22 protein-coding genes are annotated in these 22714 nt (G+C 64.0%); 9 read left to right on the forward strand and 13 right to left on the reverse strand.

The genetic code is table 11. The features are described from left to right. Nucleotides 1–62: 62 nt before the first annotated feature. The gene (fusA, locus tag ACIOVF_RS13975; protein ID WP_401290116.1) at nt 63–2168 is read right to left on the reverse strand and encodes an elongation factor G; all 2106 of its coding nucleotides are present in this window, start codon (nt 2166–2168) and stop codon (nt 63–65) included. A gap of 176 nt (nt 2169–2344) precedes the next feature. Between fusA and ACIOVF_RS13980 the strand changes: the two genes are divergently transcribed. Beyond that, entirely contained in the window at nt 2345–3697 is a 1353-nt protein-coding gene (locus ACIOVF_RS13980) for a D-serine ammonia-lyase (protein ID WP_213601548.1), read from the forward strand. Between the two features lie 2 nt (nt 3698–3699). Continuing rightward, the gene (dsdC, locus tag ACIOVF_RS13985) at nt 3700–4632 is read left to right on the forward strand and encodes a DNA-binding transcriptional regulator DsdC (protein ID WP_401290119.1); all 933 of its coding nucleotides are present in this window, start codon (nt 3700–3702) and stop codon (nt 4630–4632) included. On the opposite strand, the gene ACIOVF_RS13990 is transcribed toward dsdC, so the two are convergent. From ACIOVF_RS13990 to ACIOVF_RS14005, 4 genes are read right to left on the reverse strand one after another with little or no spacing between them, the layout of a single operon-like run. Then, nucleotides 4625–5791 carry a Gfo/Idh/MocA family protein gene (locus ACIOVF_RS13990; protein ID WP_401290122.1) on the reverse strand — a complete coding sequence of 389 codons (1167 nt, stop codon included), beginning with the start codon at nt 5789–5791 and terminating at the stop codon, nt 4625–4627. The genes dsdC and ACIOVF_RS13990 overlap by 8 nt on opposite strands. After that, nucleotides 5788–6243 (reverse strand): type II 3-dehydroquinate dehydratase, encoded by a 456-nt coding sequence (aroQ, locus tag ACIOVF_RS13995; RefSeq protein ID WP_045196826.1) that lies wholly within the window; start codon nt 6241–6243, stop codon nt 5788–5790. Before aroQ ends, ACIOVF_RS13990 begins: the two co-directional genes overlap by 4 nt. After that, the gene (locus ACIOVF_RS14000; RefSeq protein ID WP_401290125.1) at nt 6240–7631 is read right to left on the reverse strand and encodes an MFS transporter; all 1392 of its coding nucleotides are present in this window, start codon (nt 7629–7631) and stop codon (nt 6240–6242) included. Before ACIOVF_RS14000 ends, aroQ begins: the two co-directional genes overlap by 4 nt. 53 nt (nt 7632–7684) lie before the next feature. Further along, a complete protein-coding gene (locus tag ACIOVF_RS14005) occupies nt 7685–8737 on the reverse strand; it encodes a Gfo/Idh/MocA family protein (protein ID WP_401290127.1) in 1053 nt (350 codons plus the stop codon). 83 nt (nt 8738–8820) lie between these two features. On the opposite strand from ACIOVF_RS14005, the gene ACIOVF_RS14010 reads away from it, so the two are divergent. After that, nucleotides 8821–9765, forward strand: a complete 945-nt coding sequence (locus ACIOVF_RS14010; RefSeq protein WP_045196831.1) for a LysR family transcriptional regulator — start codon at nt 8821–8823, stop codon at nt 9763–9765. A 92-nt stretch (nt 9766–9857) separates the two neighbouring features. On the opposite strand, the gene ACIOVF_RS14015 is transcribed toward ACIOVF_RS14010, so the two are convergent. Further along, nucleotides 9858–10295, reverse strand: coding sequence for a hypothetical protein (locus tag ACIOVF_RS14015; RefSeq protein WP_401290130.1), 438 nt, complete (start codon nt 10293–10295; stop codon nt 9858–9860). A gap of 166 nt (nt 10296–10461) precedes the next feature. On the opposite strand from ACIOVF_RS14015, the gene ACIOVF_RS14020 reads away from it, so the two are divergent. Next, complete coding sequence (locus tag ACIOVF_RS14020; RefSeq protein WP_401290133.1) at nt 10462–10749, forward strand: hypothetical protein; 288 nt, start codon at nt 10462–10464, stop codon at nt 10747–10749. A 9-nt stretch (nt 10750–10758) separates the two neighbouring features. Here ACIOVF_RS14020 and ACIOVF_RS14025 read toward each other — a convergent pair whose 3' ends face one another. Next, complete coding sequence (locus ACIOVF_RS14025; protein ID WP_258610465.1) at nt 10759–11247, reverse strand: DUF2938 domain-containing protein; 489 nt, start codon at nt 11245–11247, stop codon at nt 10759–10761. Nucleotides 11248–11322: 75 nt separating this feature from the next. Here ACIOVF_RS14025 and ACIOVF_RS14030 point away from each other — a divergent pair, with 75 nt between their 5' ends. Continuing rightward, complete coding sequence (locus tag ACIOVF_RS14030) at nt 11323–11958, forward strand: ArsR/SmtB family transcription factor (protein ID WP_401290135.1); 636 nt, start codon at nt 11323–11325, stop codon at nt 11956–11958. Here ACIOVF_RS14030 and ACIOVF_RS14035 read toward each other — a convergent pair. Together ACIOVF_RS14035 and ACIOVF_RS14040 are read right to left on the reverse strand one after the other, a co-directional pair. After that, nucleotides 11955–13205 (reverse strand): aspartate aminotransferase family protein, encoded by a 1251-nt coding sequence (locus ACIOVF_RS14035; RefSeq protein ID WP_401290137.1) that lies wholly within the window; start codon nt 13203–13205, stop codon nt 11955–11957. The two genes, ACIOVF_RS14030 and ACIOVF_RS14035, sit on opposite strands and share 4 nt — an antisense overlap. A 79-nt stretch (nt 13206–13284) precedes the next feature. Continuing rightward, nucleotides 13285–14202: a LysR substrate-binding domain-containing protein gene (locus ACIOVF_RS14040; RefSeq protein ID WP_045196844.1), complete on the reverse strand. Its 918-nt coding sequence runs from the start codon at nt 14200–14202 to the stop codon at nt 13285–13287. A gap of 150 nt (nt 14203–14352) precedes the next feature. Between ACIOVF_RS14040 and ACIOVF_RS14045 the strand changes: the two genes are divergently transcribed. From ACIOVF_RS14045 to ACIOVF_RS14055, 3 genes are all read left to right on the forward strand, one after another. Next, on the forward strand, nt 14353–15843 hold the full coding sequence (locus ACIOVF_RS14045; protein WP_401290140.1) for an aldehyde dehydrogenase family protein: 1491 nt from the start codon (nt 14353–14355) through the stop codon (nt 15841–15843). A gap of 138 nt (nt 15844–15981) precedes the next feature. Further along, nucleotides 15982–17391 (forward strand): amino acid permease, encoded by a 1410-nt coding sequence (locus ACIOVF_RS14050; protein WP_195883836.1) that lies wholly within the window; start codon nt 15982–15984, stop codon nt 17389–17391. 109 nt (nt 17392–17500) lie between these two features. Continuing rightward, nucleotides 17501–17998, forward strand: coding sequence for a PaaI family thioesterase (locus ACIOVF_RS14055; RefSeq protein ID WP_045198503.1), 498 nt, complete (start codon nt 17501–17503; stop codon nt 17996–17998). Here the strand turns inward: ACIOVF_RS14055 and ACIOVF_RS14060 are convergent. The 4 genes from ACIOVF_RS14060 to ACIOVF_RS14075 all read right to left on the reverse strand — a co-directional run bounded on the left by ACIOVF_RS14060 (nt 17995) and on the right by ACIOVF_RS14075 (nt 21908). Then, entirely contained in the window at nt 17995–19311 is a 1317-nt protein-coding gene (locus tag ACIOVF_RS14060; RefSeq protein ID WP_401290144.1) for a hypothetical protein, read from the reverse strand. The two genes, ACIOVF_RS14055 and ACIOVF_RS14060, sit on opposite strands and share 4 nt — an antisense overlap. 108 nt (nt 19312–19419) lie before the next feature. Next, the gene (locus tag ACIOVF_RS14065; RefSeq protein ID WP_401290147.1) at nt 19420–20568 is read right to left on the reverse strand and encodes a M14-type cytosolic carboxypeptidase; all 1149 of its coding nucleotides are present in this window, start codon (nt 20566–20568) and stop codon (nt 19420–19422) included. Between the two features lie 49 nt (nt 20569–20617). Continuing rightward, the gene (locus ACIOVF_RS14070) at nt 20618–21130 is read right to left on the reverse strand and encodes a DUF4880 domain-containing protein (RefSeq protein ID WP_045198509.1); all 513 of its coding nucleotides are present in this window, start codon (nt 21128–21130) and stop codon (nt 20618–20620) included. Nucleotides 21131–21575: 445 nt separating this feature from the next. After that, nucleotides 21576–21908 carry a DUF6124 family protein gene (locus tag ACIOVF_RS14075; protein WP_045198511.1) on the reverse strand — a complete coding sequence of 111 codons (333 nt, stop codon included), beginning with the start codon at nt 21906–21908 and terminating at the stop codon, nt 21576–21578. 131 nt (nt 21909–22039) lie between these two features. Here ACIOVF_RS14075 and ACIOVF_RS14080 point away from each other — a divergent pair, with 131 nt between their 5' ends. Then, entirely contained in the window at nt 22040–22699 is a 660-nt protein-coding gene (locus ACIOVF_RS14080) for a LexA family transcriptional regulator (protein WP_045198513.1), read from the forward strand. The last annotated feature ends 15 nt before the right edge of the window (nt 22700–22714 follow it).

Consider the following 22714-nt stretch of genomic DNA (forward strand, 5'->3'; position numbering starts at 1 on the left):
AGTGCGCCGCTATCCTGTGGGAGCCGGCCTTGCCGGCGATCGACCGTGAAGCGGTCGCCGTATCAGCCCTGTTTCTTGATAATCGCGTCACTGATGCTCGCCGGCGCCTCGGCGTACTTGGTGAACTCCATGGTGTAGCTGGCGCGGCCCTGGGTCATCGAGCGCATCTGTGTGGAGTAGCCGAACATCTCGCCCAGCGGCACTTCCGCGCGCACTACCTTGCCCGCCGGGGTCTCGCCGCCTTCCTGGATCATCCCGCGGCGCCGGCTGAGGTCGCCCATGATGTCGCCCTGGTATTCTTCGGGGGTCACCACTTCGACTTTCATCACCGGCTCCAGCAGTACTGCACCGCCTTTATCCTTCAGCTGTTTGGTGGCCATGGAGGCGGCGACCTTGAAGGCCATCTCGTTGGAGTCGACGTCGTGGTACGAGCCGTCGAACACCGTGGCCTTGAGGCCGATCAGCGGATAACCGGCGAGCACGCCGTTTTGCATTTGTTCTTCGATACCTTTCTGGATCGCCGGGATGTATTCACGCGGCACCACGCCGCCGACCACTTCGTTGACGAACTCCAGGCCCTCCTTGCCTTCATCGCCCGGGGCGAAGCGGATCCAGCAGTGGCCGTACTGGCCGCGACCGCCGGACTGGCGAACGAACTTGCCTTCGATCTCGCAGGTATTGCGGATCTTCTCGCGGTAGGCCACCTGCGGCTTGCCGATATTGGCCTCGACGCCGAACTCGCGGCGCATGCGGTCGACGATGATGTCCAGGTGCAACTCGCCCATGCCGGAGATGATCGTCTGCGCCGTCTCTTCGTCGGTGCGCACGCGAAACGACGGGTCTTCCTGGGCCAGCTTGCTCAGGGCGATGCCCATTTTCTCCTGGTCGGCCTTGGTTTTCGGCTCGACCGCCACCGAGATCACCGGGTCGGGGAAGTCCATGCGCTCGAGGATGATCGGCTGGTTGATGTCACAGAGGGTGTCGCCGGTGGTGACGTCCTTCATGCCGATCAGCGCGGCGATGTCGCCGGCGCACACGTCCTTGATCTCGGCGCGCTGGTTGGCGTGCATCTGCACCATGCGCCCGATCCGCTCCTTCTTGCCCTTGACCGAATTGAGCACGGCATTGCCGGAGCTGAGCACGCCGGAGTAGACCCGGGCGAAGGTCAGGGTGCCGACGAAGGGGTCGGTGGCGATCTTGAACGCCAGCGCCGAGAACGGTTCGTTGTCGTCGGCATGGCGTTCCAGGTGCTTGTCTTCGTGGTCCGGGTCGGTGCCGTTGATCGCCGGGATTTCCGAGGGCGCCGGCAGGTAGTCGATGACCGCGTCGAGCATCAGCGGCACGCCCTTGTTCTTGAACGACGAGCCGCAGATCGCCGGGACGATCTGGTTGGCCAGGGTGCGCTGGCGCAGGCCGGCCTTGATCTGCTCGTTGCTCAGCTCCTGGCCGTTGAGGTACAGCTCCATGAACTCGTCGTTGGCCTCGGCGGCGGCCTCGACCATGTGCGCGCGCCATTCGTTGGCAAGCGCGAGCATGTCGGCGGGAATCTCTTCTTCGCGGTAGCTGGTGCCCTGGTCGTCGTCGTTCCAGTAGATGGCCTTCATCTTCACCAGGTCAATCTGCCCGGCAAAGTGTTCCTCGGCGCCAATCGACAGCTGGATCGGCACCGGGTGGTGGCCCAGGCGCTGGTCGATCTGCTTGACCACGCGCAGGAAGTCCGCGCCCTGGCGGTCCATCTTGTTGACGTAGGCCAGGCGCGGTACATGGTACTTGTTGGCCTGGCGCCAGACTGTTTCCGATTGCGGCTCGACGCCGTCGGCGCCGCTGAACACCACCACCGCGCCGTCGAGCACGCGCAGCGAGCGCTCGACCTCGATGGTGAAATCGACGTGGCCGGGGGTGTCGATGATGTTGAAGCGGTACTTGTCGGGGAACTGCTTGGTCGAGCCCTGCCAGAACGCCGTGGTCGCCGCCGAAGTGATGGTGATGCCGCGCTCTTGCTCCTGGGCCATCCAGTCCATGGTCGCGGCGCCGTCGTGCACCTCGCCCATCTTGTGGTTGACCCCGGTGTAGAACAGGATGCGTTCGGTGGTGGTGGTCTTGCCGGCGTCAACATGGGCGACGATGCCGATGTTGCGGTACAGCTCGATAGGGGTGGTGCGCGCCATGAGGGGTCACCTGTGTGTAATGCACAAGAAGAGGGTATTCCCAAGGTAGCAGAAGTGCAGCGCCTTGCACGGCGGGCCATGGCTGAAGCAGGTTCATCCATGGGCTGAGCAGGCATCGGTTGTAAAGCGCCCGGGGCTGTCGCTTAATCGCTGTATTCGCCTCATGGAGCTGCCCGATGCCGCTGGAAAAATCCGTTACTGCCTGGTGCCAAAGTCATCCGCTGATCGCAGGTCTTGTGGCGCTGCGCCCGACCTGCTGGTTCAACCCGGCCCTGGCGCCGAGCGCCGAAGCCCTCGCTGACGTGGCGCTGACCGCCGCGGATATCCGTGAGGCCAGCGCGCGGCTCGAACGCTTTGCCCCGTTCATCGCCTCGGCATTCCCCGAAACCTCGGCCAGCGCCGGCATCATCGAATCGCCGTTGGTGGCGCTACACGCGTTGCAGGCGGTGCTGTGCGCCGAGCAGCAATTGCCAGTGAACGGCGCGCTGTGGCTCAAGGCCGATAACCTGCTGCCGATTTCCGGTTCGATCAAGGCCCGCGGCGGCATCTATGAAGTGCTCAAGCATGCCGAAGACCTGGCCCTCAAAGGTGGCCTGCTGCAACCGGGCGACAGCTACGCCAGGCTCGACAGCGATGCCGCCCGGGCGTTCTTCGGCCAGTACAGCGTGGCGGTCGGCTCCACCGGCAACCTGGGCTTGTCGATCGGCATCATCAGCGCGCGCCTGGGTTTCAAGGCCACCGTGCACATGTCTGCCGATGCCCGCCAGTGGAAAAAGGAGCGCCTGCGCGCCTGCGGCGTCGAGGTGCGCGAGTACAGCGCCGACTACAGCGTGGCGGTGGAGCAGGGCCGTAAGGAGGCCGAGGGCGATGCGCACTGTCACTTCGTCGATGATGAAAACTCGCTGAACCTGTTCCTCGGTTACGCCGTGGCCGCCGAGCGCCTGCAGCGCCAGTTGGCGGAACAGGGCATCGTGGTGGATGCCGAGCACCCGCTGTTCGTCTACCTGCCTTGCGGCGTCGGCGGGGGGCCTGGCGGCGTGGCCTTTGGCCTCAAGCAGATCTTTGGCGACGCAGTACATTGCCTGTTCGCCGAGCCGACCCACTCGCCGTGCATGTTCCTAGGCGTGTACACCGGCCTGCACGACGCGGTGTCGGTGTACGACTTCGGCATCGACAACCAGACCGCCGCCGACGGCCTGGCGGTGGGCCGGCCCTCGGGTTTTGTCGGCCGTTCGTTGCAGCGCCTGGTCGATGGCTACTACACCGTCAGCGACGCCACCCTGTACCGCCAGCTGGCGCAGATGCAGGCGTGTGAGGGCATCGAACTCGAGCCGTCAGCGCTGGCCGGGCTCGCGGGCATGTGCACTGTGCTGCAGGAGCAGCAGGGCTACCGTCAGCGCCTGGGCTTGAGTGAGGCGCGCATGGCCCGCGCCACCCACCTGGTGTGGGGCACCGGCGGCAGCATGGTGCCGCGCGAGGAGATGGACCGCTACCTGGCCAGGGGCCGCGCAGAACTTGCCGGTAACTGACCATGCTCAACCTGCCCGATCGCCTTGGCAGCCGCTTGAGCGGTGCCCAGTTCGCCAACCTGCACACCTTTGTCGCGGTTGCCCGGCACCTGAGCTTCAGTCAGGCCGCGCAAGAGCTGTGCCTGACTGCCAGCGCCGTCAGCCATCGCATCGCCCGCCTGGAGCAAGCCCTGGCGTTGCGCCTGTTCGAACGCCTGACCCGGCGCATTCGCCTGACCGCTGAAGGCGAGCGCCTCTATCAGGTGCTGCAAGGCTTGGAAGCGCAACTGCAAGAAGCCCTGCAACCGTCGACTGAAGAAGTCAGCGGTGCCCTGAGCCTGTATGTGCGGCCGTCGCTGGCCCAGCACTGGCTGGTGCCGCGCCTGGCGGATTTCCAGCAGCGCTATCGGCAGGTCAGCCTGGACATCCGCACCGGCAACGAGCCGGTGGATTTTCGCACCCGCCCGGTGGACCTGGCCTTGTTGTATGGCCATGGCGAGTTTCCCGGGCTGGCCAGCCAGTTGTTGATGGATGAGCACGTCGCCCCGGTGTGCAGCCCGCAGTATGCCGAGCGCCACGGCCTGATCGACCACCCCGGCCGCCTGGCCCAGTGCACCTTGCTGCACGATGCCCTGGCCTGGGAACATGCCGCCTTCGACGCCGAGTGGCAACGCTGGGCCGGCGAGCAGGGCGTAGGCCAGCACCTGCCCGCCCGCCACCTGACCTTCGACCGCTCCGACCTGTGCAGCGCCGCCGCCAGCCACCATGCCGGCGTGGCCATCGGTCGCCGGCGCCTGGTGCAACCGTTGCTGGACCAGGGCGCGTTGATCCTGCCCCTGGGGGGCTTCAGCCAGACGGCGGGGCAGGGTTACTACCTGGTGCATCCGCCGCGGGAGAGGTTACCGCTGCGTTTGCGGGTGATGATTGAGTGGTTGCGCGAGTGTGCGCTCAACTGACTTCGATCCAGCGCCCCTCCTGGCGATCCGACTGCACACACGCCTCGATAAATGCCATGCCGCGCAGGCCGTCTTCAGCGGTCGGGCACAGGCGTGCCAAGGGCGCCGGGGCGCGCTGTTCGCGGCGGGCCTTGATCAGTTCGGCGGCGTCGCTGTAGATGTTGGCGAAGGCTTCGAGCAGGCCTTCGGGCTGGCCGGCCTTGATTCGCGTGGCTTGCCTGGCGGCATCGCTGAGCCAGCTTTCACCCCGGCGCAGCACCTGGTGCGGCTGGTCCTGGTGGCGCAGTTCGAGGCGCTCGGGTTGTTCCTGGTGCCAGTACAGCGAGCCGCTCGAGCCAAAGATCCGGATCTGCAAGCCATGGCGCTGGCCGGCAGCGACGAAGCTTGCCCATAGCAGGCCTCGGCCGCCGCCGCTCAGGCGCAGTTTGACGTGGGCGTTGTCGTCCGAGACGCGGCCCGGCACCAGGGTGCTGAGCTCGGCCGAGACCTGGCTGACCTCCTGGCCTGTTACAAAGCGCAGCAGTTGGTGGGCATGCACGCCGACATCGGCCAGTACCGACGAAGCGCCGGCCTGGCTGGGGTCGGTGCGCCAGGCCAGGGCCTTGACCCCTTGCTGCTCCAGCGGGTGGGTGCCGAAGGCGCTGGCGTGCTCGACCTGCACCAGGCGCACCTCGCCGATCGCACCCTGAGCGATCAGTTCGCGGGCTTCGCGAATCAACGGGTAGCCGCTGTAGTTGTGGGTCAGCAGGTGCAGGGCCGGGCCTTGGCGAACCTGATCGAGCAGGGCATTGGCCTGGGCAAGGTTCGCCGCCAGCGGCTTGTCGCAGATGACGTCGATACCGTGCTTGAGAAACGCAAGGCTCGCCGGTACGTGCACGGCATTGGGCGCCATGATCGACACCACCTGGATGCCGTCTGCGCGGGCGGCTTCGGCCCTGGCCATGGCTTCAAAATCGGCATAGGCGCGCTCTGGCGCCACGCCATAGGCCTGGGCCGCGGCCAGGTTGCGCTCGGGGTCGCGGGCGAAGACCCCGGCGACCAGCTGGTAATGGCCGTCCAGAGACGCTGCATAGCGGTGAGTCGAACCGATCGACGACTCCAGGCCGCCGCCGACAAAGCCCAGGCGCAGTCGTTGTTGTGGGTTGGCCATGGTTTTCATTGGGCGCCTCCGTTGGCGTGCTTGAGTTCGCGGGCAAAATGTTCGATCGCCAGCACGTAGCCGTGAGTGCCGAAACCGGCCAGCACCGCCTTGGCCACCAGCGATACATAGGAGTGGTGGCGGAAGGCTTCGCGGCGGTGGACGTTGGAGATATGCACCTCGATCACCGGTACCTCGGCGGCAATCAAAGCGTCGTGAATTGCCACCGAGGTGTGGGTCCAGGCGCCGGGGTTGATGACGACTCCGGCGACCCGGCCACGGGCCTGGTGAATCCAGTCGATCAGTTGGCCTTCGTGGTTGGTCTGCTGGAATTCAAGCTTCAGTTCCAGGCGCCGGGCGGCCTGCTGGCAGAGGTTTTCGACATCGGCCAGGGTTTCGCGGCCGTAGACTTCGGGTTGGCGCAGGCCGAGCATGTTCAGGTTGGGGCCGTTGAGCACGAGCAGGGTATTCATGGCTGGTTTCCAGTCAGGGCGTTGGCGCGCAGGGCGTCGTAGGTGGGTTTGTCCAGGCTCACCGCGTCGGCCTTGCCGAGTTGGTCGATGGGCGTGCGGTAGGTTTCCGGGGCGCTCCAGGCGGCGATGGCCGACAGCGCGGTGACCAGGCAGGTGATGGCGCCGATCAGCATCGGCACGTTGTCGGAGCCCGGCGGCGCCACGGCGGTGAACAGCGCCGGCAGCAAGGCGGTGATCATGTAGCCGATGTTCTGCGCCACGGCCATGGCCGAGACCCGGTAATGGGTCTGGAACTGCTCGGGGAAGAAGCTTGGGAAGATGGCGTTGTAGCCCTGGTAGATCATCCCCCACATCAGCAGCGAGGCGGCAAACGCCAGCGGCAGGTTGTGCAGGCTGATGGCATAGAGGTAAAGGAACGACATCAACCCGCAGCCGATGGCGCTGCCGATGATCAGCGGGCGGCGGCCGATGCGGTCGGAGAGGTTGCCGACAAAGGGGATCACCAGCACTGCGACGATGTTGCCGACCACCGGGATCCACAGGTACACGCTCTTGTCAAAACCCACGCCGTAGGCCGGCTGTACCGCATAGGCGGCGCCGAACACGGTGGTCACCACCGGGATCACGTTCATCAGCGACACCCCGAGTACTACCAGCATGCCGCGCCAGCTGTGCTTGAAGGCTTCACCGATGGGCGAGCGCTGGCGCACCACCTTGGCGACTTTCTGGGTGAACGCCGCCGGCTCCTCGACCTCGCGGCGGATGATGAATGCTGCCAGCAGCACGGCGGCACTGAGCAGGAAGGGGATGCGCCAGCCCCAGCTGTTGAAGGCCTCTTCGGGCATGAAATAGGCCAGCGGCAGGAAGATTGCCGCCGCCAGCACCTGGCCGGCCTGCACGCCCTGCAGGGTGAAGCTTGCGTAAAAGCCACGGCGCCCGGGCGGCGCATGTTCGAGGATCATCGAGCTGGCACCGGCGATTTCCCCAGCCACGGCAAAGCCCTGGACCAGGCGCAGCACCACCAATAGCACTGGCGCCCAGTAGCCGATCTGGTTGTAGGTCGGCAGCAGGCCGACGGCGAAGGTGGCCAGGCCCATCAACAGCATGCACAGCAGCAACACATGCTTGCGCCCGCGGGTATCGCCCCAGTGGCCGAGCACGAAGGCGCCGACCGGGCGCGCCAGGTAGCCGACGCCGTAGGTGGCCAGGGAGGCGACGATGGCCAGTTTCGGGTCGCTGGAAGGGAAGAAGATCTGCGGGAAAATCAGCGCCGCAGCCTGGGCATAAATGAAGAAGTCGTAGTACTCGAGCGCCGAGCCGACCCAGCCGCTGGCCGTGGCTTTCTTGGTTTGCCGGGCTGCATGCAGCCCTTGGGGATGGTTGGCCATCTGTCTGTCTCCGTTTGTTGTTGTTATGGAGCGGTAGGACTGGATAAAAGGCTTCAGAGGCTGTCGGTGTCGACGATCTGCCCGCTGCGCGCGGCGCTGCTGATGGCTTCGACGATCTGCAGGTTGCGCAGGCCGTCGCGCACGCTCACCAGCGGCGCTTGTTCGCCACGCACCACCTGGCAGAAGTGCGCCAGCTGGCGGGCCAGCGGGTCGGCGCTTTGCAGCGGCGCCACGGCGGTGCTGAAGGGTTTCCACCATGATCGCTCGGCAGATTGCTCGTAGTACTTCAGGCGCATGGTCGGGATCGACAGCGTGCCCTGGGTGCCGCAGATCACGTAGCAGTCTTCGTCGGCGTAGCTGGGGTAATCGGGGTTCTCCCGCGCGGTCTGCTCCCAGCTGCGGGCGCAGGCGGCGGTGTCGCAGAGCATGAAGGTGCCGAGGGCGCCGTTGGCAAAGCGCAGGCTGATGGCGACGCTGTCTTCCACGGCAAAGCCACGGGTGGCGCTGGAAGCCTGGGCCTGCACGGCGACGATCTCGCCGCACAGCGAACGCAGGTTGCCGATCTCGTGGATCATGTTGATCAGCACCGGCCCGCCGCCGAGCTGCCGGCGCCAGGGCGCGGCGTCGAAATAGTCGTCGGGCTTGTAGAACAGCGCGCTGCCCATCACCGCCACCAGGTTGCCGAGCAAGCCTTCGGCGATTACCTCGCGGGCCTTGGCGAGGATCGCGCTGTGGGCACGGTGATGGCCGACCAGCAGCCGCGCACCGCTTTGCTCGGCGATCGCCAGCAGGCGCTTGCCTTCCTCCAGGGTGTGGGCCACGGGTTTTTCGATCAGCGCGGCAACACCGTGGTCGACGCAGGCCAGGGCGCCTTCGACATGCAGGTGATTGGGCGTAGCGAGGATCACCCCGTCCGGGCGCTGCTCGGCAAACAGTTGCTCAAGCGAAGGGTAGAGGGCAGCGCCGTGGCTGGCTGCCAGCTCGGCGGCGGCCGGGGCCGGGTCGATCAGGGCGGCCAGTTGGCACTCGGCGCTGGCCTGGATCAGTTCGATATGCCTGCGGCCAATCAGGCCGGCACCGGCAACGGCAATGCGAAGTTTGTTCATGGCGCTCTCGTTATTGTTATGCGGACCGCGGCAGCGGTTTTGTGAGAGGCTAATAAAAAACTCCCAGGAGATAATTGGGCCAGATGAAGAATCAGAATGCGCTATTAGCGAATAATGAACCGCTGCTGCGCGACCTGCAGTTGTTCTGCGAAGTGGCGCGCCGCTCAAGCTTCATCGCCGCCGCCACCGAGATCGGCCTGTCGCCGGCGCATGTCAGCAAGCGCATTGCCACCCTCGAGACCCTGCTGGGGGTCAAGCTGTTCAACCGCACCACGCGGCGGGTGAATATCACCAGCGACGGCGAGGCGGCGTTCATCTGGGCGCAGAAGATTCTCGAGAACGTCGAGTCGATGCTCGAGTCGTTGTCCGCTGCCCACAGCGAGCCGCGCGGCACCCTGCGTATCAGCACCAGCCTGCGCCTGGGCCGCGAGCACATCGCGCCGATCTTGTCGCTGTTGCGCAAGCGTCACCCGACCCTGGATATCTGGCTGGAACTGCTCGACCGCCGGGTCGACCTGATTGGCGAGAACTTCGATATCGACATCCGCGTCGGCGAGGTGCAGGAAAAACACCTGATCGCTCACCGTATTGCCGAGAACAAGCGGGTGCTGGCGGCATCGCCGGATTACCTGGCGCGGCGCGGCCCGGTGCGGGTACCGGCGGAACTGGCCCAGCACGATTGCCTGCTGTTTCGCAGCCGCGACGACCGCTTTGGCGTGTGGCGACTGGTCGGCCCGGGCGGGCCGGAAACGGTCAAGGTCACCGGGCCCATGGCCGCCAACCACAGCGATATCGTCCGCCAATGGGCGATGGACGGGCACGGCATCATCATGGCTTCGTACTGGGATGTGGCCGCCAGCTTGCAGGAGGGGGCGCTGGTCAGGGTGTTGCCGGCCTATCACCAGCCGGCGGATGTCTGGGCGGTGACGGCGGCGCGTTCGGGTAGCTCGGCGAAGGTCCGCAGTTGCGTGGCGTTCTTGCGTGAGCAACTGGCGCAGGGGCCGTTTGCGCTGGCGGTGGGTGGCTGAGGGGGCAGGCCAACTCCCACAGGTGCTGTGCAGGCTCAAAACTGTGGGAGTCGGCCTTGCCGGCGATGGGCTGCGCAAGCAGCCCCAAGCACTCAATCGCCGGCTTGCACCTGCAGCATCCACTGCCCGTCGACTTCACGCACCAGGCCGCTGGCCAGGAACAACGGCAGCAGGCGCTTGTGCAGCTGCGGTTCAACAAAACCTTTCACTGCGCTCAGGTCCAGCGCACCCAGCGCCGGCAGATCGGCCTTGGTGTACGAAAGCCAGGCCTTCTTCAGTGCATTGAGCACATCGCTGCCCGCGGTGTTGGCAAAGCGCCGGTTGAGCGTCTGGCCGTCGAGCACGAAGGTGTGCTGGTACTCGTAGCCCGTTTCGTCACCGCCGCTGGTGCGGCAGCGGATACAGGTGCAAGGCCCGTCGCCGAAGGCTTTTTGCAGGTAGTTGTTGAAATCCACCACGGGCTTGAGCCCCAGGCGCTTGTCGACCTCGAACATGTCCGAGGTCAGGTTCTGTTCAGCACTCAATGTCATTCCTCTGACAGGTTTTACCGGGGGGCACAATACCAGCCGGGGCGGGCCGAGGGTACCTTCGTGCGTCGCCTCGTCGATAGGCGCGGGCTTTTTCCGGGCCGCTCCATTACCCTATGCGCCCGTGAGCGTCAGCAGACGCCGATAGAATTGTCGTTGGAGTTCGACCATGTACAACTACACAGCCGCCGTAACCGTCAGCGACGACCTGCATGCAGACGTTGAAGCGGTGGAAAACGTTGCAATTCGGGTGGGTCTTGAAGCCGTTACCGAGACGCTGAAGAAGGTCCACTTTGTCGGTGCCCTGGCCGCTCCGGACAAGGCGACGCACATCTGCGTGACCCTCGATAACGGCCTGAGCTACTACGGCCCGATCGTTAACGGCCATGCCGAGCTGGAAGGCGGCTGGATCGCCTTTGAATGCGACATGCTTACTCCGCAAGAACTGGGCCTGTAATCAGTTGGGCTACAACAGCCCGGCCCAGAACAACCCGGCCAGGTACAAGGCCACGCCAAACACCCCATGGGCCAGCAGGCTGCGTGCCCGCGCCACATTCGGCCTGGGGGTTTTCGAGGCAAAGACACCGGCGCCCATGCCGGGCTGCATGATCAGGTAGGGCGCCGCCACGGTCGCCAGGCCAAGCACAAATGCTGGCATAAACCGTGGCTGTTGCGCCCACTCCAGCCCGCAAAGGGCGAGCAGCAAAGCGGCGAACATCACACCGATTAGGTAATGCGCACTCCAGCCGATCAGCCGTTCGTTGGCCAGCGCAGGCGCCTTGGCGATGCTCTGATGGGCGAACTGCCCGCGCGGCATATGGCCAATCCAGCGGCCGACCAAGCCCCAGTTCGGCCCGGCCATGCCCAGCACGCGCAACTGGAACAGTGACCAGAGATCGGCAATGGCGGTGGCCGTTACGCCAATCAGTATCGCAAGGGTCAATCCTTCAAGCATGGCGTACTCCTTTTAATAACATTCAATAGATTGATTGAATGATTGGCCAATGCTACCTTGCTGTCAATGACTGATATGAAAACCCAACAACACCAGCAGATTGCCGAGCTGGCGCGGACCCTTGGCCACGCCCATCGTCTGAATCTGCTCGAACAGATGGCGGGCGGTGAGCTGGCCGTCGAGCAACTGGCCCAGCAGTGCCAGCTGTCGGTGGCCAACGCCTCCCAGCACCTGCAGCACTTGCGCCGCGCCGGCTTCGTGCAGACCCGCCGTGATGGCAAGCGCGTGCTCTACCGGCTCAGCGCCGGGCCGATCACCGAGGTGCTGGCGGCGCTCGGGCAATTGGCCGCGTTCAACCGTGCGGCGATCCGCGAGCTGATGAGCGATAGCCTGAGTGCGCCTGACCAGCTGGAAGGGATCAGCAGGGAAGAGCTGCTTGAGCGTTTGCAGGAGCACAGCGTGACCCTGCTCGATGTGCGCCCGGCCGAGGAATTTGCCCAGGGGCACTTGCCGGGGGCGATCAATATTCCATTCAGCGAATTGCAGCAGCGCCTGGGAGAACTGCCGGCCAGCCAGGAAGTGGTCGCCTATTGCCGTGGGCCCTGGTGCGTGTTTTCCCGCGATGCGGTGACGGCCCTGAAAGCCGGGGGCTTCAGGGCGCGTCACTACCTTCCGGGTGTCGAGCAGTGGCCCGGGCCGCTGCAGGGTTAAGCCAGTTCTCCGAGACAGCGTTCGAGGATATCCAGGCCTTCTTCCAGCACCTCAGGCTCGATGGTCAGTGGAGCCAACAGGCGGATAATGTGCCGGGCCTTGCCGCTGGGCATCAGCAGCAGGCCGGCGCTCCTGGCAGATGCCAGCAGGTGTGCCAGCTGCGCCGTGGCCGGACTGCCATTGGCGTTGACCAGCTCGATGCCACGCATCGCGCCGGTGCCGGTCAGGCGGCCCAGGTAAGGTGAAAGTTTGTTGGCCTGCCAGCGTTCGAAGCGCCTGAGCAGCGCCGCTTCCTGCTGCTCGCCCCAGGTTGCCAGGTTGGCATCGCTCATTTCATCCAGGGTGGCCAGCGCGGCGGCGCAGGCTATAGGGTTGCCGGAGTAGGTACCGCCCAGGCCGCCTTTGGGCAGGTTGTCGACCAGCGCCTTGCGCCCGACCACCGCGCCCAGCGGCATGCCGCCGGCAATACTCTTGGCCAGCAACAGCAGGTCCGGCTCGATGCCCAGGCGCGGGAAGGCGAAGCGCTGGCCGGTGCGGCCAAAACCCGACTGGATTTCATCGATGATGAGCAGGATCCCGTGCTGGTCGCAGAAACTGCGCAAGGCCTGGGCGAACGCAGGTTCCATAGCCAGGAAGCCGGCCTCGCCCTGCACCGGTTCAAAGATGAAGGCGGCCACGTCATTGACGTCGATCTCGACGCTGAACAGGCGCTGCATGGCCTCGAGCGCCTGCTCGGTGCTCACCCCGCTGTCCTGGCTGGGGAAGGGCAGGTGATACACCGGCCCCGGCAGCACGCCGACGCGCTGCTTGTAGGGGGCGACCTTGCCGTTGAGGTTGAGGGTCGCCAAGGTGCGGCCATGAAAGCCGCCGTCAAAGGCGATGATCGCAGTCTTGCCGGTGGCACCGCGAGCGATCTTCAGGGCGTTTTCTGCAGCTTCCGCACCGCTGTTGGTGAGCATGCCACTGAGCGGGTAAGACACTGGCACGAACTGCGCCAGCCGGTGCATCAGCTCGATGTAGGGCTCATGCCCGGCGGCGTTGAAGGCGTAGTGGGTCAGGCGCGTGGCCTGCGTCTGGATGGCGGCGACAATTCGCGGGTGGCAGTGGCCCAGGTTCAACACGCCAATACCGCCGACAAAATCAATATAACGTTTGCCGTCGGTGTCCCAGACTTCCGCGTTTTTACCGTGTGACAGTGTAATAGGGTGAACTACGGAAATAGACTGGCTGATAGTTTCGTGACTCATTTGCCCGCGGCCTCGCTGCAGTTTCTTATTATCTAAGCGAGCCGCGGTTATTCAGTGCAAACGAAATAAAGGATTGCAATCATTCCTTCAATTCCGGAACTTGCCCGCCACTGCCCACGCGCTCAACGATCCACTCGACAAAGGCGCGGACCTTGGGCACCTCGGCGGCATGCTCGGCGTGGGCGATAAAATGCGAGCCCTCGCTGGTTTTCGGGTGGTTCCAGGGGATCGCCAATTTGCCTTCGGCCAGCTCCTCGGCCACCAGATAACGCGGGACAAGGGCGATGCCGCAGCCGGCCTGGGCGGCGCGGATGCACATGTAGAAGGTGTCGAAGCGTGGGCCGTGGTAGCTGTTCTGGCTGTGCAGGCCCTGGCCGAGAAACCACTCATGCCAGGCCTCGGGCCGCGAGGTGCACTGCAGCAGGCGGTGTTCGGTGAGTGATTCGGCACTGTCGAAGTGCTGCCGGGCCAGCAGGTCCGGGGCGCACACCGGCACCACCTGCTCCTTGAACAGCTCGATGCAGGTTGCCCCGGGCCAGGTGCCCTGGCCGAAAAAGAAGGCGATGTCGGCCTTGGCCTGAACCAGGTCGAAGGGTTCCAGTTCGTTGCGGATGTCCAGGTGAATACGCGGATGGCGCTCGCCGAAGCCCTTGAGGTTGGGCACCAGCCAACGCTCGCCGAAGGTCGGCTGGGTGGCGATGCGCAGCACTTCGGTCTCGCCGCCATAACTGAGGATGTAGCGGCTGGACATGTCCAGTTGCACCAGGATCTTGTTCACCTCGGCCAGGTACAGGGCGCCGGCCGGGGTCAGGTGCAGGCGCCGGCGGATGCGCTGGAACAGCGGGTGCGAGAGCATCTCTTCAAGCTGCGCGACCTGCTTGCTCACCGCGCTCTGGGTCAGGTGCAGCTCTTGGGCTGCACGGGTAAAACTCAGGTGCCGGGCGGCGGCTTCGAAGCACTGCAGGGCGGTGGTGGAGGGCATCAGGCGTTTGGACATGGGCGGGGTCAACCTGGCGAAAAAGAGATGAGGTCATTCCGTTACGGAATCATGTGCTTCTAAAAGGTCGTTTGTGAGCAGCGGCCCTATAGATTAATACTGACCTGCATCAACGATTTCAACCCGTATCCGCTGTAGGAGAATAATAAGATGGTTGCTGAACTACTTACCCGTTTGGGCGTGCCTGAAAGTTTATATAACGGCGGCACTCATGCTGTTTTTACGCCCATCGACGGCAGCCAGATCGCAGCGCTTACCCTGGAAGACAAAGCGGCAGTAACCCGTCGTATCGACGCCGCCCATGGGGCCTTCTTGCGCTGGCGTGATGTGCCGGCGCCACGGCGTGGCGAACTGGTGCGGCTGTTCGGCGAAGTGCTGCGCAAGCACAAGGCCGAGCTCGGCGAACTGGTGTCGATCGAAGCCGGCAAGATCACCCAGGAAGGCCTGGGCGAAGTGCAGGAAATGATCGACATCTGCGACTTCGCCGTCGGCCTGTCGCGCCAGCTCTACGGCCTGACTATCGCCTCCGAGCGCCCGGGCCACCATATGCGTGAAACCTGGCACCCGTTGGGGGTGGTTGGAGTGATCAGCGCCTTCAACTTCCCCGTCGCGGTCTGGGCCTGGAACACCACCCTGGCACTGGTGTGCGGCAACGCCGTGGTTTGGAAGCCGTCGGAGAAAACCCCGCTGACCGCGCTGGCCTGCCAGGCGCTGTTCGAAAAAGCCCTGAAAGCCTTTGGTGATGCGCCAGAAGGCCTGAGCCAGTTGATCATCGGTGATCGTGAGGCCGGCGAAGCGCTGGTCGACGATCCGCGCGTGCCGCTGGTCAGCGCCACCGGCAGCACCCGCATGGGCCGTGAAGTCGGCCCGCGGGTGGCTGCACGTTTCGGCCGCAGCATCCTCGAACTCGGTGGCAACAACGCGATGATTCTTGCACCGAGTGCCGACCTGGATCTGGCCGTGCGCGGCATCCTCTTCAGCGCCGTCGGTACTGCTGGCCAGCGCTGCACCACCTTGCGCCGGCTGATCGTCCATCGCTCGATCAAGGACGAAGTGGTTGCTCGGGTCAAAGCCGCCTACGCCAAGGTTCGTATCGGCGACCCGCGCAAGGACAACCTGGTCGGTCCGCTGATCGACAAGCAGTCCTTCAGCGCCATGCACAATGCCCTGACCCAGGCCCGCGATGAAGGCGGCCAGGTATTCGGTGGCGAGCGGCAGCTGCAGGAGCAGTACCCGAATGCCTACTACGTGGCCCCGGCGATCGTCGAGATGCCTGGCCAGAGCGCCGTGGTACGCCATGAAACCTTCGCACCGATCCTCTACGTGCTGGCCTACGACGAGTTCGAAGAAGCCCTGCGCCTGAACAACGAAGTGCCGCAAGGCTTGTCGTCGTGCATCTTCACCACCGACCTGCGCGAAGCCGAGCGCTTCCAGAGCGCCGCGGGCAGTGACTGCGGGATTGCCAACGTCAACATTGGCACCAGCGGTGCGGAGATTGGCGGCGCCTTTGGCGGTGAGAAGGAAACCGGCGGTGGCCGTGAGTCGGGCTCGGATTCGTGGAAGGCCTACATGCGCCGGCAGACCAATACCGTGAACTATTCCCGCGAGCTGCCGTTGGCGCAGGGGATTGTCTTCGACTGAATACCGAGTCGGCCCCATCGCTGGCAAGCCAGCTCCCACAAGGATTCTGTGGGAGCTGGCTTGCCAGCGATGGCCGCGCCACCAATCCCGCCAGTGGAACAATAAAAACGCTTTCACCCTACCAGTAGAGGGTTACCCATGGCATCGCTACAACAAAAGAAACAGCGTTCGCTGCAACACGGTCTGACCTCGCGCCAGGTGTCGATGATCTCCATTGCCGGGATCATCGGCGCCGGGCTGTTCATTGGCTCGTCAACGGCCATCGCCACCGCCGGGCCGGCCATTCTGATTTCCTACACCATGACCGGCCTGCTGGTGCTATTGGTGATGCGCATGCTCGGGGAGATGGCCATCGCCAACCCCAACAGCGGCTCGTTCTCCACCTACGCCAGCCAGGCCATCGGGCCCTGGGCCGGGTTTACCATCGGCTGGCTGTACTGGTGGTTCTGGGTGCTGATCATTCCGGTCGAGGCGATTGCCGGTGCCGATATCCTGCATGCCTACTTCCCCGGCGTGCCGTCGTGGCTGTTCGCCTTTCTGATCATGATCGTGCTGTCGGGCACCAACCTGATCAGCGTGAAGAACTTCGGCGAGTTCGAGTACTGGTTCGCGCTGATCAAGGTCATTGCCATTCTTGCCTTTATTGGCGTCTGCACCCTGGCGGTGTTCGGCTTCTGGCCACTGGCCGAAGTCTCCGGCGTGCAGCAACTGTGGGCCACTGGCGGCTTCATGCCCAACGGCTTTGGCGCGGTGCTCGGCGGCGTGCTGGTGACCATTTTCTCGTTCTTCGGCGCCGAGATCGTCACCATCGCCGCCGACGAAACGTCCAACCCCAAGGACAAGATCCGCAGGGCCACCAACCTGGTGGTGTACCGCATCGCGATCTTCTACATCGTCTCGATCTTCTTCATCGTTTCGCTGGTAGCCTGGAACGACCCGGGCCTCAAGGCCGTTGGCTCGTTCCAGCGCGTGCTGGAAGTGCTCAACGTGCCGGGCGCCAAGCTGATGGTCGACCTAGTGGTGCTGGTGGCGGTGACCAGTTGCATGAACTCGGGGCTTTATACCGCCTCGCGCATGCTCTACTCGCTGGGCTCGCGGGGCGAGGCGCTGAAGATGACCAAGCGTATCTCCGGCAATGGCGTGCCGACCGTGGCGGTGATTCTCTCGACCTTCGCAGGCTTTGCCGGTTGCCTGGTCAACTATGTGTTCCCGGGCAAGGTCTTCGGCTTCTTGCTCTCGACCACCGGCGCCATCGCCTTGCTGGTGTACCTGGTGATTGCTGTGTCGCAGCTGCGCATGCGCGCCATCACCGATCGCCAGGGCACGGAGCTTGCGTTCAAGATGTGGCTGTTCCCGTGGCTGACCTGGCTGGTCATCGGCCTGATTACCCTGGTGCTCGGCTACATGCTGATCAGCCCGGCCTACCGCTATGAAACCCTGATGACCGCGGGGGTGACCCTGGCCATCCTGCTGATCTCGCTGACCCGCCGTAAAACACCGGCCAGCGAGCCGGCCGGCAGCCCGTCGGTATCGGCCAAAGGCCTCTAGCGCGGCGCTTGGCACGGCAAAAGCCCATGACCGGTTCATGGGCTTTTTCGTTGTCCGGCGTTACTATCGGCGTTGCTTTCCCTTTAAAAAACAGACAATCAGGAAGCCTATGAGTACCCAAGCCTTATCCCTGCAGGAACTGGCCGCCCCCGAAGGCGTCTGCTACGGCTGTGGCTGTTCCCACCCCAGCGGCCTGCACCTGAAAAGCCACTGGGACGCCGACGGTATCCACCTGTTGTGCCGGCACTCGCCCGACAGCACCTTCCTCGGCTGGCCGGGGCTGGTCTATGGCGGTTTGCTGGCGATGCTGGTCGACTGCCATTCGAACTGGACCGCCATGGCCTACCACTACCGCGCCGAAGGCCGCGAGCCGGGCAGCCTGCCGCGTATCGACTGCGTCACCGGCCAGCTCAACCTGACCTACCTGAAACCCACGCCGATGGGCGTCGAGCTGCTGCTCAAGGCCCGGGTCGAGGGTGAAGTGGGGCGCAAGAGCCGGGTGATCTGCGAAGTCTGGGCCGACGACGTGCTGACCGTCAGCGCCGACTCGGTGTTCGTCCGGGTCGACACCGAAAAGCTCAAGCACAAGGCCCACGGCACCGCTTAAAACGGCACGGCAATGGTCAACTGGCTGTAGACGTTGGTGCCATTGCCGCCAACCTGGTTGCCGCCGTCATCGCTGCTCTTGCGCGGCTGGTACAGGCCCAGCAGCGGGCTGATGATCAGGTGCTCGCTGACCGCCCATTCGGCGTACAGGTCCAGCTCGCGGCCGTCGAGGTTCAGCGTGCCGCGCTCGTGCAGGGTCTTGTAGTTGAACAGCAGCACGCCCAGGGTCAGGGCCTCGACCGGGGTGGCCTTGAGGCCGACAAAGTGCACGTCGTTGTTGCTGTTGAACGGGCCTGAATAGTTGCCCGTGACCTCGCCCTGGAACCAGGTGCCGTAGCCGCGGTTCATGCCGTTGAACATCGAGTCCCAGCCTTCGGAATAGCGGCTGTAGCGGTAGGTCAGGTCCGGGCGCCAGGGCACCTCGGCAAAGGTGTAGCCGGCTTCGGCGTACCAGGCTTTCTCCGGCCCTGCGTGCTTGTTTTGCCAGGCATATTCGAAGGCGAAATGCGCGTTCTCGACCCCAGCATCACCGGCGCCGCGCAGGCTGTAGATGTCCATGCCTTCACGTTGTTTCTGGAACTCGCTGGCATAGCGATCATCGACATTCAGGCCGCGAATGTAAGTCAGTTCCAGGGTGCCGGGGGCAGCGCTGTAGGCCAGGGTGCCGGCGGCCAGTTCGCTGTTGGCCTGGGCGCGGTTGTCCGACTTCATCCACAACAGGCTGCCATGCAGGCCATCCTTGGCGCCCAGGCGCAGTACTGCGGTCTTGTCGAAAGCATGGCGGGCGGCCAGATAATAGGCGCCGCCGCGATTGAGCTCGCCGTCGGCCGGGCCCTTGCCGAAGTTCAGGCCGTCGTCGTTGATGATGAAGCCATCGCCGAGGGTGATGACCTGGCGACCGAACGACAGGTCCAGGCCATCCTCGCCCAGTGCCGGGATCAGTTTGCCCGAGCGCCAGCCGGCGAAGGCTTCGTCGAATTTAGTCGTGCGTTCGCTGCCATCGCTGATGCCGGCAGCATCGCCGTCGCCCCAGGTCGCCGAGCTGACCAGGTTGGCGGTGCCATAAACCGTGCCCAGTTCGCCCAGGCGCTGGTCGGCGCTCAAGCCATATTTGATAAAGCCTTCGCGCCAGGTCGAGCCGCCTGGGGTGCCGTCGTAATTCTTGCGGCTGTTGAACAGGCCGTACACGGCGAGGAAGTTGGCGTTCAGGTGGGTGTCGTCATCGGCATACAGCTCAAGTGCCTGAACCGGGGGCAGGGCCAGCAGCAGGCTGAGGCTGGTGCCCTTGAGCAAATGGGGGAGGCGGGTGGTCATGGCGCAGGTTCCCTAAAGGAGGCGTTGGTGGCCGCCATTTAGGGTTCGAAGGCCCCGGCAGGTCTTTGCTTTGCCTGCCAGGGCGGTTGATCCTGCTCGCCAGCAGGTTTAGCGCAGGGTAGCGGCCATCTTCGCGAACACGTCGAGCACGGCGCTGGCCAGGTCCTTGCTGCGTTGGCCGTTCCAGCCGGTTTCGGCGTTGGGCGCGTCGTCGTGGTCTTTGAACGGCATCTCAAGGGTCAGCGACAGGCAGTCATGGGCCTGGCCGACGCTGTTGCAGGCCAGGGTCATATTGGCCTGGCCAGGGGCGGAGCGCGGGTAGCCATGGACCTGCTGGAAGTCCACGGTGCGCTTGCACAGGCTGTCGCGGAAGGTGGTTTCCAGGGCAGCGATACGCGCGTTGTAGCCGGGGTTGCCTTCGCAGCCGGCGGTGAACACGTGGGGGATTTCTTCGTCGCCGTGCACGTCGAGGAACAGGTCGACGCCGTGCAGCTTCATCTGCTGCTGGGCGAAGAATACCTCCGGGCTCTTGTCGATGCTCGCATCCTGCCAGGCGCGGTTCAGGTCCTGGCCCTTGGCGTTGGTGCGCAGGTGGCCGTGGATGGCGCCGTCGGGGTTCATGTTCGCGATCAGGTACAGGTCGGCTTCCTGCAGCAAGGCCTGGATCGTCGGGTCATTGTCTTGCAGGCGGTCGATCACCCCCTCCATGAACCATTCGGCCATGTGCTCACCCGGGTGCTGCTGGGCGATAATCCACAGTTTGCGCTTGGTTGCGGCGCCGTCGCCGGCGCGCAGCAACTGGATGTCACGGCCTTCGACGCTGCGGCCGGTGGCCAGCAGTTCAACGCCAGGCAGGCGGGTGGCGCGTTCAATCAACTGATTGTGGCGCGCGCGTGGGTAGGGCTCGAAATAGGCAAACCAGGCCTGGGGCTGTTCGGCCTTGAGGCTGAATTCGAGGGCCTTGCCGTCGAAAGTGGTGGGCACCCGGAACCACTGTTGCTGGTCGTAGGAGGCCACGGCCTGGTAACCGCTCCAGGCCTCGTGGTAGGACGAGGCACCGGCGTTTTCCAGGACAAAACCATGGGTCTGGCCCGGGGTCAGCCCCGCAGCCTTGAAGTGGAACCACTGGAAGTGCTCGCTGCGGGTGTCGGGGCGGATCTCCAGGCGGACCCGTGTAGGGTCACTGGCATCCTTGACGAGGATGTTGCCGGAATCGAAATCGCAGTCGATGTGCAGGGGGGACAGCGTCACGGTCATCACCAGGCTCCATGTAGAGTTGTTGTGGCAACTACTCTACACGCCTGGCTCAGGACCAGAAACCGATCGCTGCCAATGCCGCCAGGCCCAGGCCGATGGCCACCGAGCAACCGCCCAGCGACAGCGCGGCGCGTGGTTGCCGGTACCAGCCGTCCTCGCCCAGTTGGCGCGCCGGAGCCAGCAGCGAGCGCCAGCGCAGCTCGGTGGCGTGGAACGCCTCGCGGTGTGCCGGGGCGCTGTCTAGCCAGCGGCGAAAATCGATGCGTTCGCTGGCCGTCACGTCCGGGCTTTGCAGGCGTACGTACCACTGGCCGGCGATGCTCGCCAGGGCGTCGCGCTCTTCGCGGGCAATCTGCAGCGCCTGGTTCATGTGGCGCTCGACAGTGATGGCCGGGAGGTCGAGGCGCTCGGCAATGCTGGCGAACGACAGTTGATCGAGGCGGCTGAGGAGGAATACCTGTTGAACGCGGCGCGGCAGCTTTTTCAGGCGCTGCAGCAGGGCATCGTCCGCCAGATGGTGGGAAAGGGGATTGTGTTCAAGGGGCAGCAACAGACGGGTCATGTACAAGCTCCTTGCTGGTCGGTGGAGTGGGGGCGTCTTCCTTGACGCTGCAACAGCTTATTCGTAACGAGATTGATTCTCAAGTGCTAATTCCGCAAAGCGCTGTTACAACCATTCACTGTGCGACATTCATTTGCTATCATCGCGGCCATTCAAGCAACACCCATCTTCATTAGCCTGAAGACCAAAAAAAAGACCCGGCAAAAAGCCGGGTCAAAAACCGTGATTAGCCTGATGAGGAGATAATCTGAGAGTCCGACCTAAGGGCTTTCAGTTTATCCAACCAGTCTCGCGACCAGTTGTGAGCAATAATAATCGTTATCATTTGCAAGTCAAATGAATTTTCTGTCATTGCGTAAAAACTTTTACGCAGTGCGCTCCCTCCTGACCGGCGGACACCAGCACCCGCCTTCGGTCGACTCCCACGTAACGTTCTGCAACAGGCTCAGGAATGCTCCTGATTGGCTGCCGTGCGCTCGAGCATGGCCCTGGCCATGTTGATCATGTGCATCGACGCCAGCGCCAGGTCGCGCGGTACGCCTTGCATGCCGTCAGCCGATTCGTAGGCGGTGGCGGCAGCGCAGCGCAATATATTGCTGGCATGGGCGGTGGCCTGGGCGCTGCTGAGGCCCTCACGGGCGACCAGCAGCGGCTCGTCGGGGCCAAAGGTCACCGGTGCCGGGTTGAGGTAGTAATCCAGCGCGCGCCGGGCGGCATCACTGTTACTTAATGCTTCGGAATCAAGGCTGAGGTCCGTTTCAGGGGATATCGGTTTCATGCGTCTGCCTGCTGTTTGGGTAAGCGATGAAAGGTGTTGGCAGATATTAATACGCTCTGTAGTTATGACTATTGTTTAAATACTACAATATGTGTATTGAGCGCCAGAAGGCAGTCCGTATCGTGCCAGCGATGGATAAATGGACTGACCTGGTTAAAGCCAGGATGCGTGAACTGAAAGTCACGCAGGAAAATCTCGCCGAACGCATCGGAGTCACCCAGGGCGCCGTGGGCCACTGGCTGCGCGAGGAGCGCGAGCCGAAACTGCGGGTGCTCAATCAGATTCTGGTGGAAGTGGGGCTGCCGCCGCTGCAGATGGTTTTCCCCAATCAGGTGTCGGAAAGCAACGGTTCCTACACGGTATCGGGCAACCCGACTACTGTGGCTGGCGCCGATGGCCTACAGCACGAACTGTATTTTCGCTACCCGATTCTGGCCTGGGGCAATCTTGACCCGGTTGAGGTGGCCGATGACACGCCGTTGCAGTCAACCGACTATAAAGCGCAGGGGCGGGCGTTCTGGCTCAGGGTCGAAGGCGACGCGATGACCGCGCCGTTGGGCTTGAGCGTGCCGGAGGGCATGCTGATCCTGGTCGATACCGGGCTTGCGGCCGAACCCGGCAAACTGGTGATCGCGCGTTCGCCAGGCAGCACGGCAACGAGTTTTCGCCAGTTGAGCGAGGAGGGCGGCCAGCGCTACTTGCGCCCGCTCAACCCGACCTATCCCAAGGCCTTGTGCAGCGAGCAGTGTGAGTTGCTGGGGGTGGTGGTGCAGGCGTTGGTGAAATTCTGAAATTGCGCGTCGCCC

The sequence above is a fragment of the Pseudomonas sp. NPDC087612 genome, assembly GCF_044743505.1.
Lineage (GTDB): Bacteria > Pseudomonadota > Gammaproteobacteria > Pseudomonadales > Pseudomonadaceae > Aquipseudomonas.

Bases quoted from the DNA above. Each gene is read 5' to 3' on its own strand.
- aroQ (WP_045196826.1), bottom strand. From the start codon at position 6,243: ATGAATACCCTGCTCGTGCTCAACGGCCCCAACCTGAACATGCTCGGC.
- ACIOVF_RS14000 (WP_401290125.1), bottom strand. From the start codon at position 7,631: ATGGCCAACCATCCCCAAGGGCTGCATGCAGCCCGGCAAACCAAGAAA.
- ACIOVF_RS14020 (WP_401290133.1), top strand. From the start codon at position 10,462: ATGTACAACTACACAGCCGCCGTAACCGTCAGCGACGACCTGCATGCA.
- ACIOVF_RS14075 (WP_045198511.1), bottom strand. From the start codon at position 21,908: ATGAAACCGATATCCCCTGAAACGGACCTCAGCCTTGATTCCGAAGCA.
- ACIOVF_RS14055 (WP_045198503.1), top strand. From the start codon at position 17,501: ATGAGTACCCAAGCCTTATCCCTGCAGGAACTGGCCGCCCCCGAAGGC.
- ACIOVF_RS14045 (WP_401290140.1), top strand. From the start codon at position 14,353: ATGGTTGCTGAACTACTTACCCGTTTGGGCGTGCCTGAAAGTTTATAT.
- ACIOVF_RS13980 (WP_213601548.1), top strand. From the start codon at position 2,345: ATGCCGCTGGAAAAATCCGTTACTGCCTGGTGCCAAAGTCATCCGCTG.
- ACIOVF_RS14025 (WP_258610465.1), bottom strand. From the start codon at position 11,247: ATGCTTGAAGGATTGACCCTTGCGATACTGATTGGCGTAACGGCCACC.
- ACIOVF_RS14005 (WP_401290127.1), bottom strand. From the start codon at position 8,737: ATGAACAAACTTCGCATTGCCGTTGCCGGTGCCGGCCTGATTGGCCGC.
- ACIOVF_RS14035 (WP_401290137.1), bottom strand. From the start codon at position 13,205: ATGAGTCACGAAACTATCAGCCAGTCTATTTCCGTAGTTCACCCTATT.
- ACIOVF_RS14050 (WP_195883836.1), top strand. From the start codon at position 15,982: ATGGCATCGCTACAACAAAAGAAACAGCGTTCGCTGCAACACGGTCTG.
- ACIOVF_RS14015 (WP_401290130.1), bottom strand. From the start codon at position 10,295: ATGACATTGAGTGCTGAACAGAACCTGACCTCGGACATGTTCGAGGTC.
- ACIOVF_RS13990 (WP_401290122.1), bottom strand. From the start codon at position 5,791: ATGAAAACCATGGCCAACCCACAACAACGACTGCGCCTGGGCTTTGTC.
- fusA (WP_401290116.1), bottom strand. From the start codon at position 2,168: ATGGCGCGCACCACCCCTATCGAGCTGTACCGCAACATCGGCATCGTC.
- ACIOVF_RS14010 (WP_045196831.1), top strand. From the start codon at position 8,821: ATGAAGAATCAGAATGCGCTATTAGCGAATAATGAACCGCTGCTGCGC.
- ACIOVF_RS14065 (WP_401290147.1), bottom strand. From the start codon at position 20,568: ATGACCGTGACGCTGTCCCCCCTGCACATCGACTGCGATTTCGATTCC.
- ACIOVF_RS14070 (WP_045198509.1), bottom strand. From the start codon at position 21,130: ATGACCCGTCTGTTGCTGCCCCTTGAACACAATCCCCTTTCCCACCAT.
- ACIOVF_RS14040 (WP_045196844.1), bottom strand. From the start codon at position 14,202: ATGTCCAAACGCCTGATGCCCTCCACCACCGCCCTGCAGTGCTTCGAA.
- ACIOVF_RS14030 (WP_401290135.1), top strand. From the start codon at position 11,323: ATGAAAACCCAACAACACCAGCAGATTGCCGAGCTGGCGCGGACCCTT.
- ACIOVF_RS14060 (WP_401290144.1), bottom strand. From the start codon at position 19,311: ATGACCACCCGCCTCCCCCATTTGCTCAAGGGCACCAGCCTCAGCCTG.
- dsdC (WP_401290119.1), top strand. From the start codon at position 3,700: ATGCTCAACCTGCCCGATCGCCTTGGCAGCCGCTTGAGCGGTGCCCAG.
- ACIOVF_RS14080 (WP_045198513.1), top strand. From the start codon at position 22,040: ATGGATAAATGGACTGACCTGGTTAAAGCCAGGATGCGTGAACTGAAA.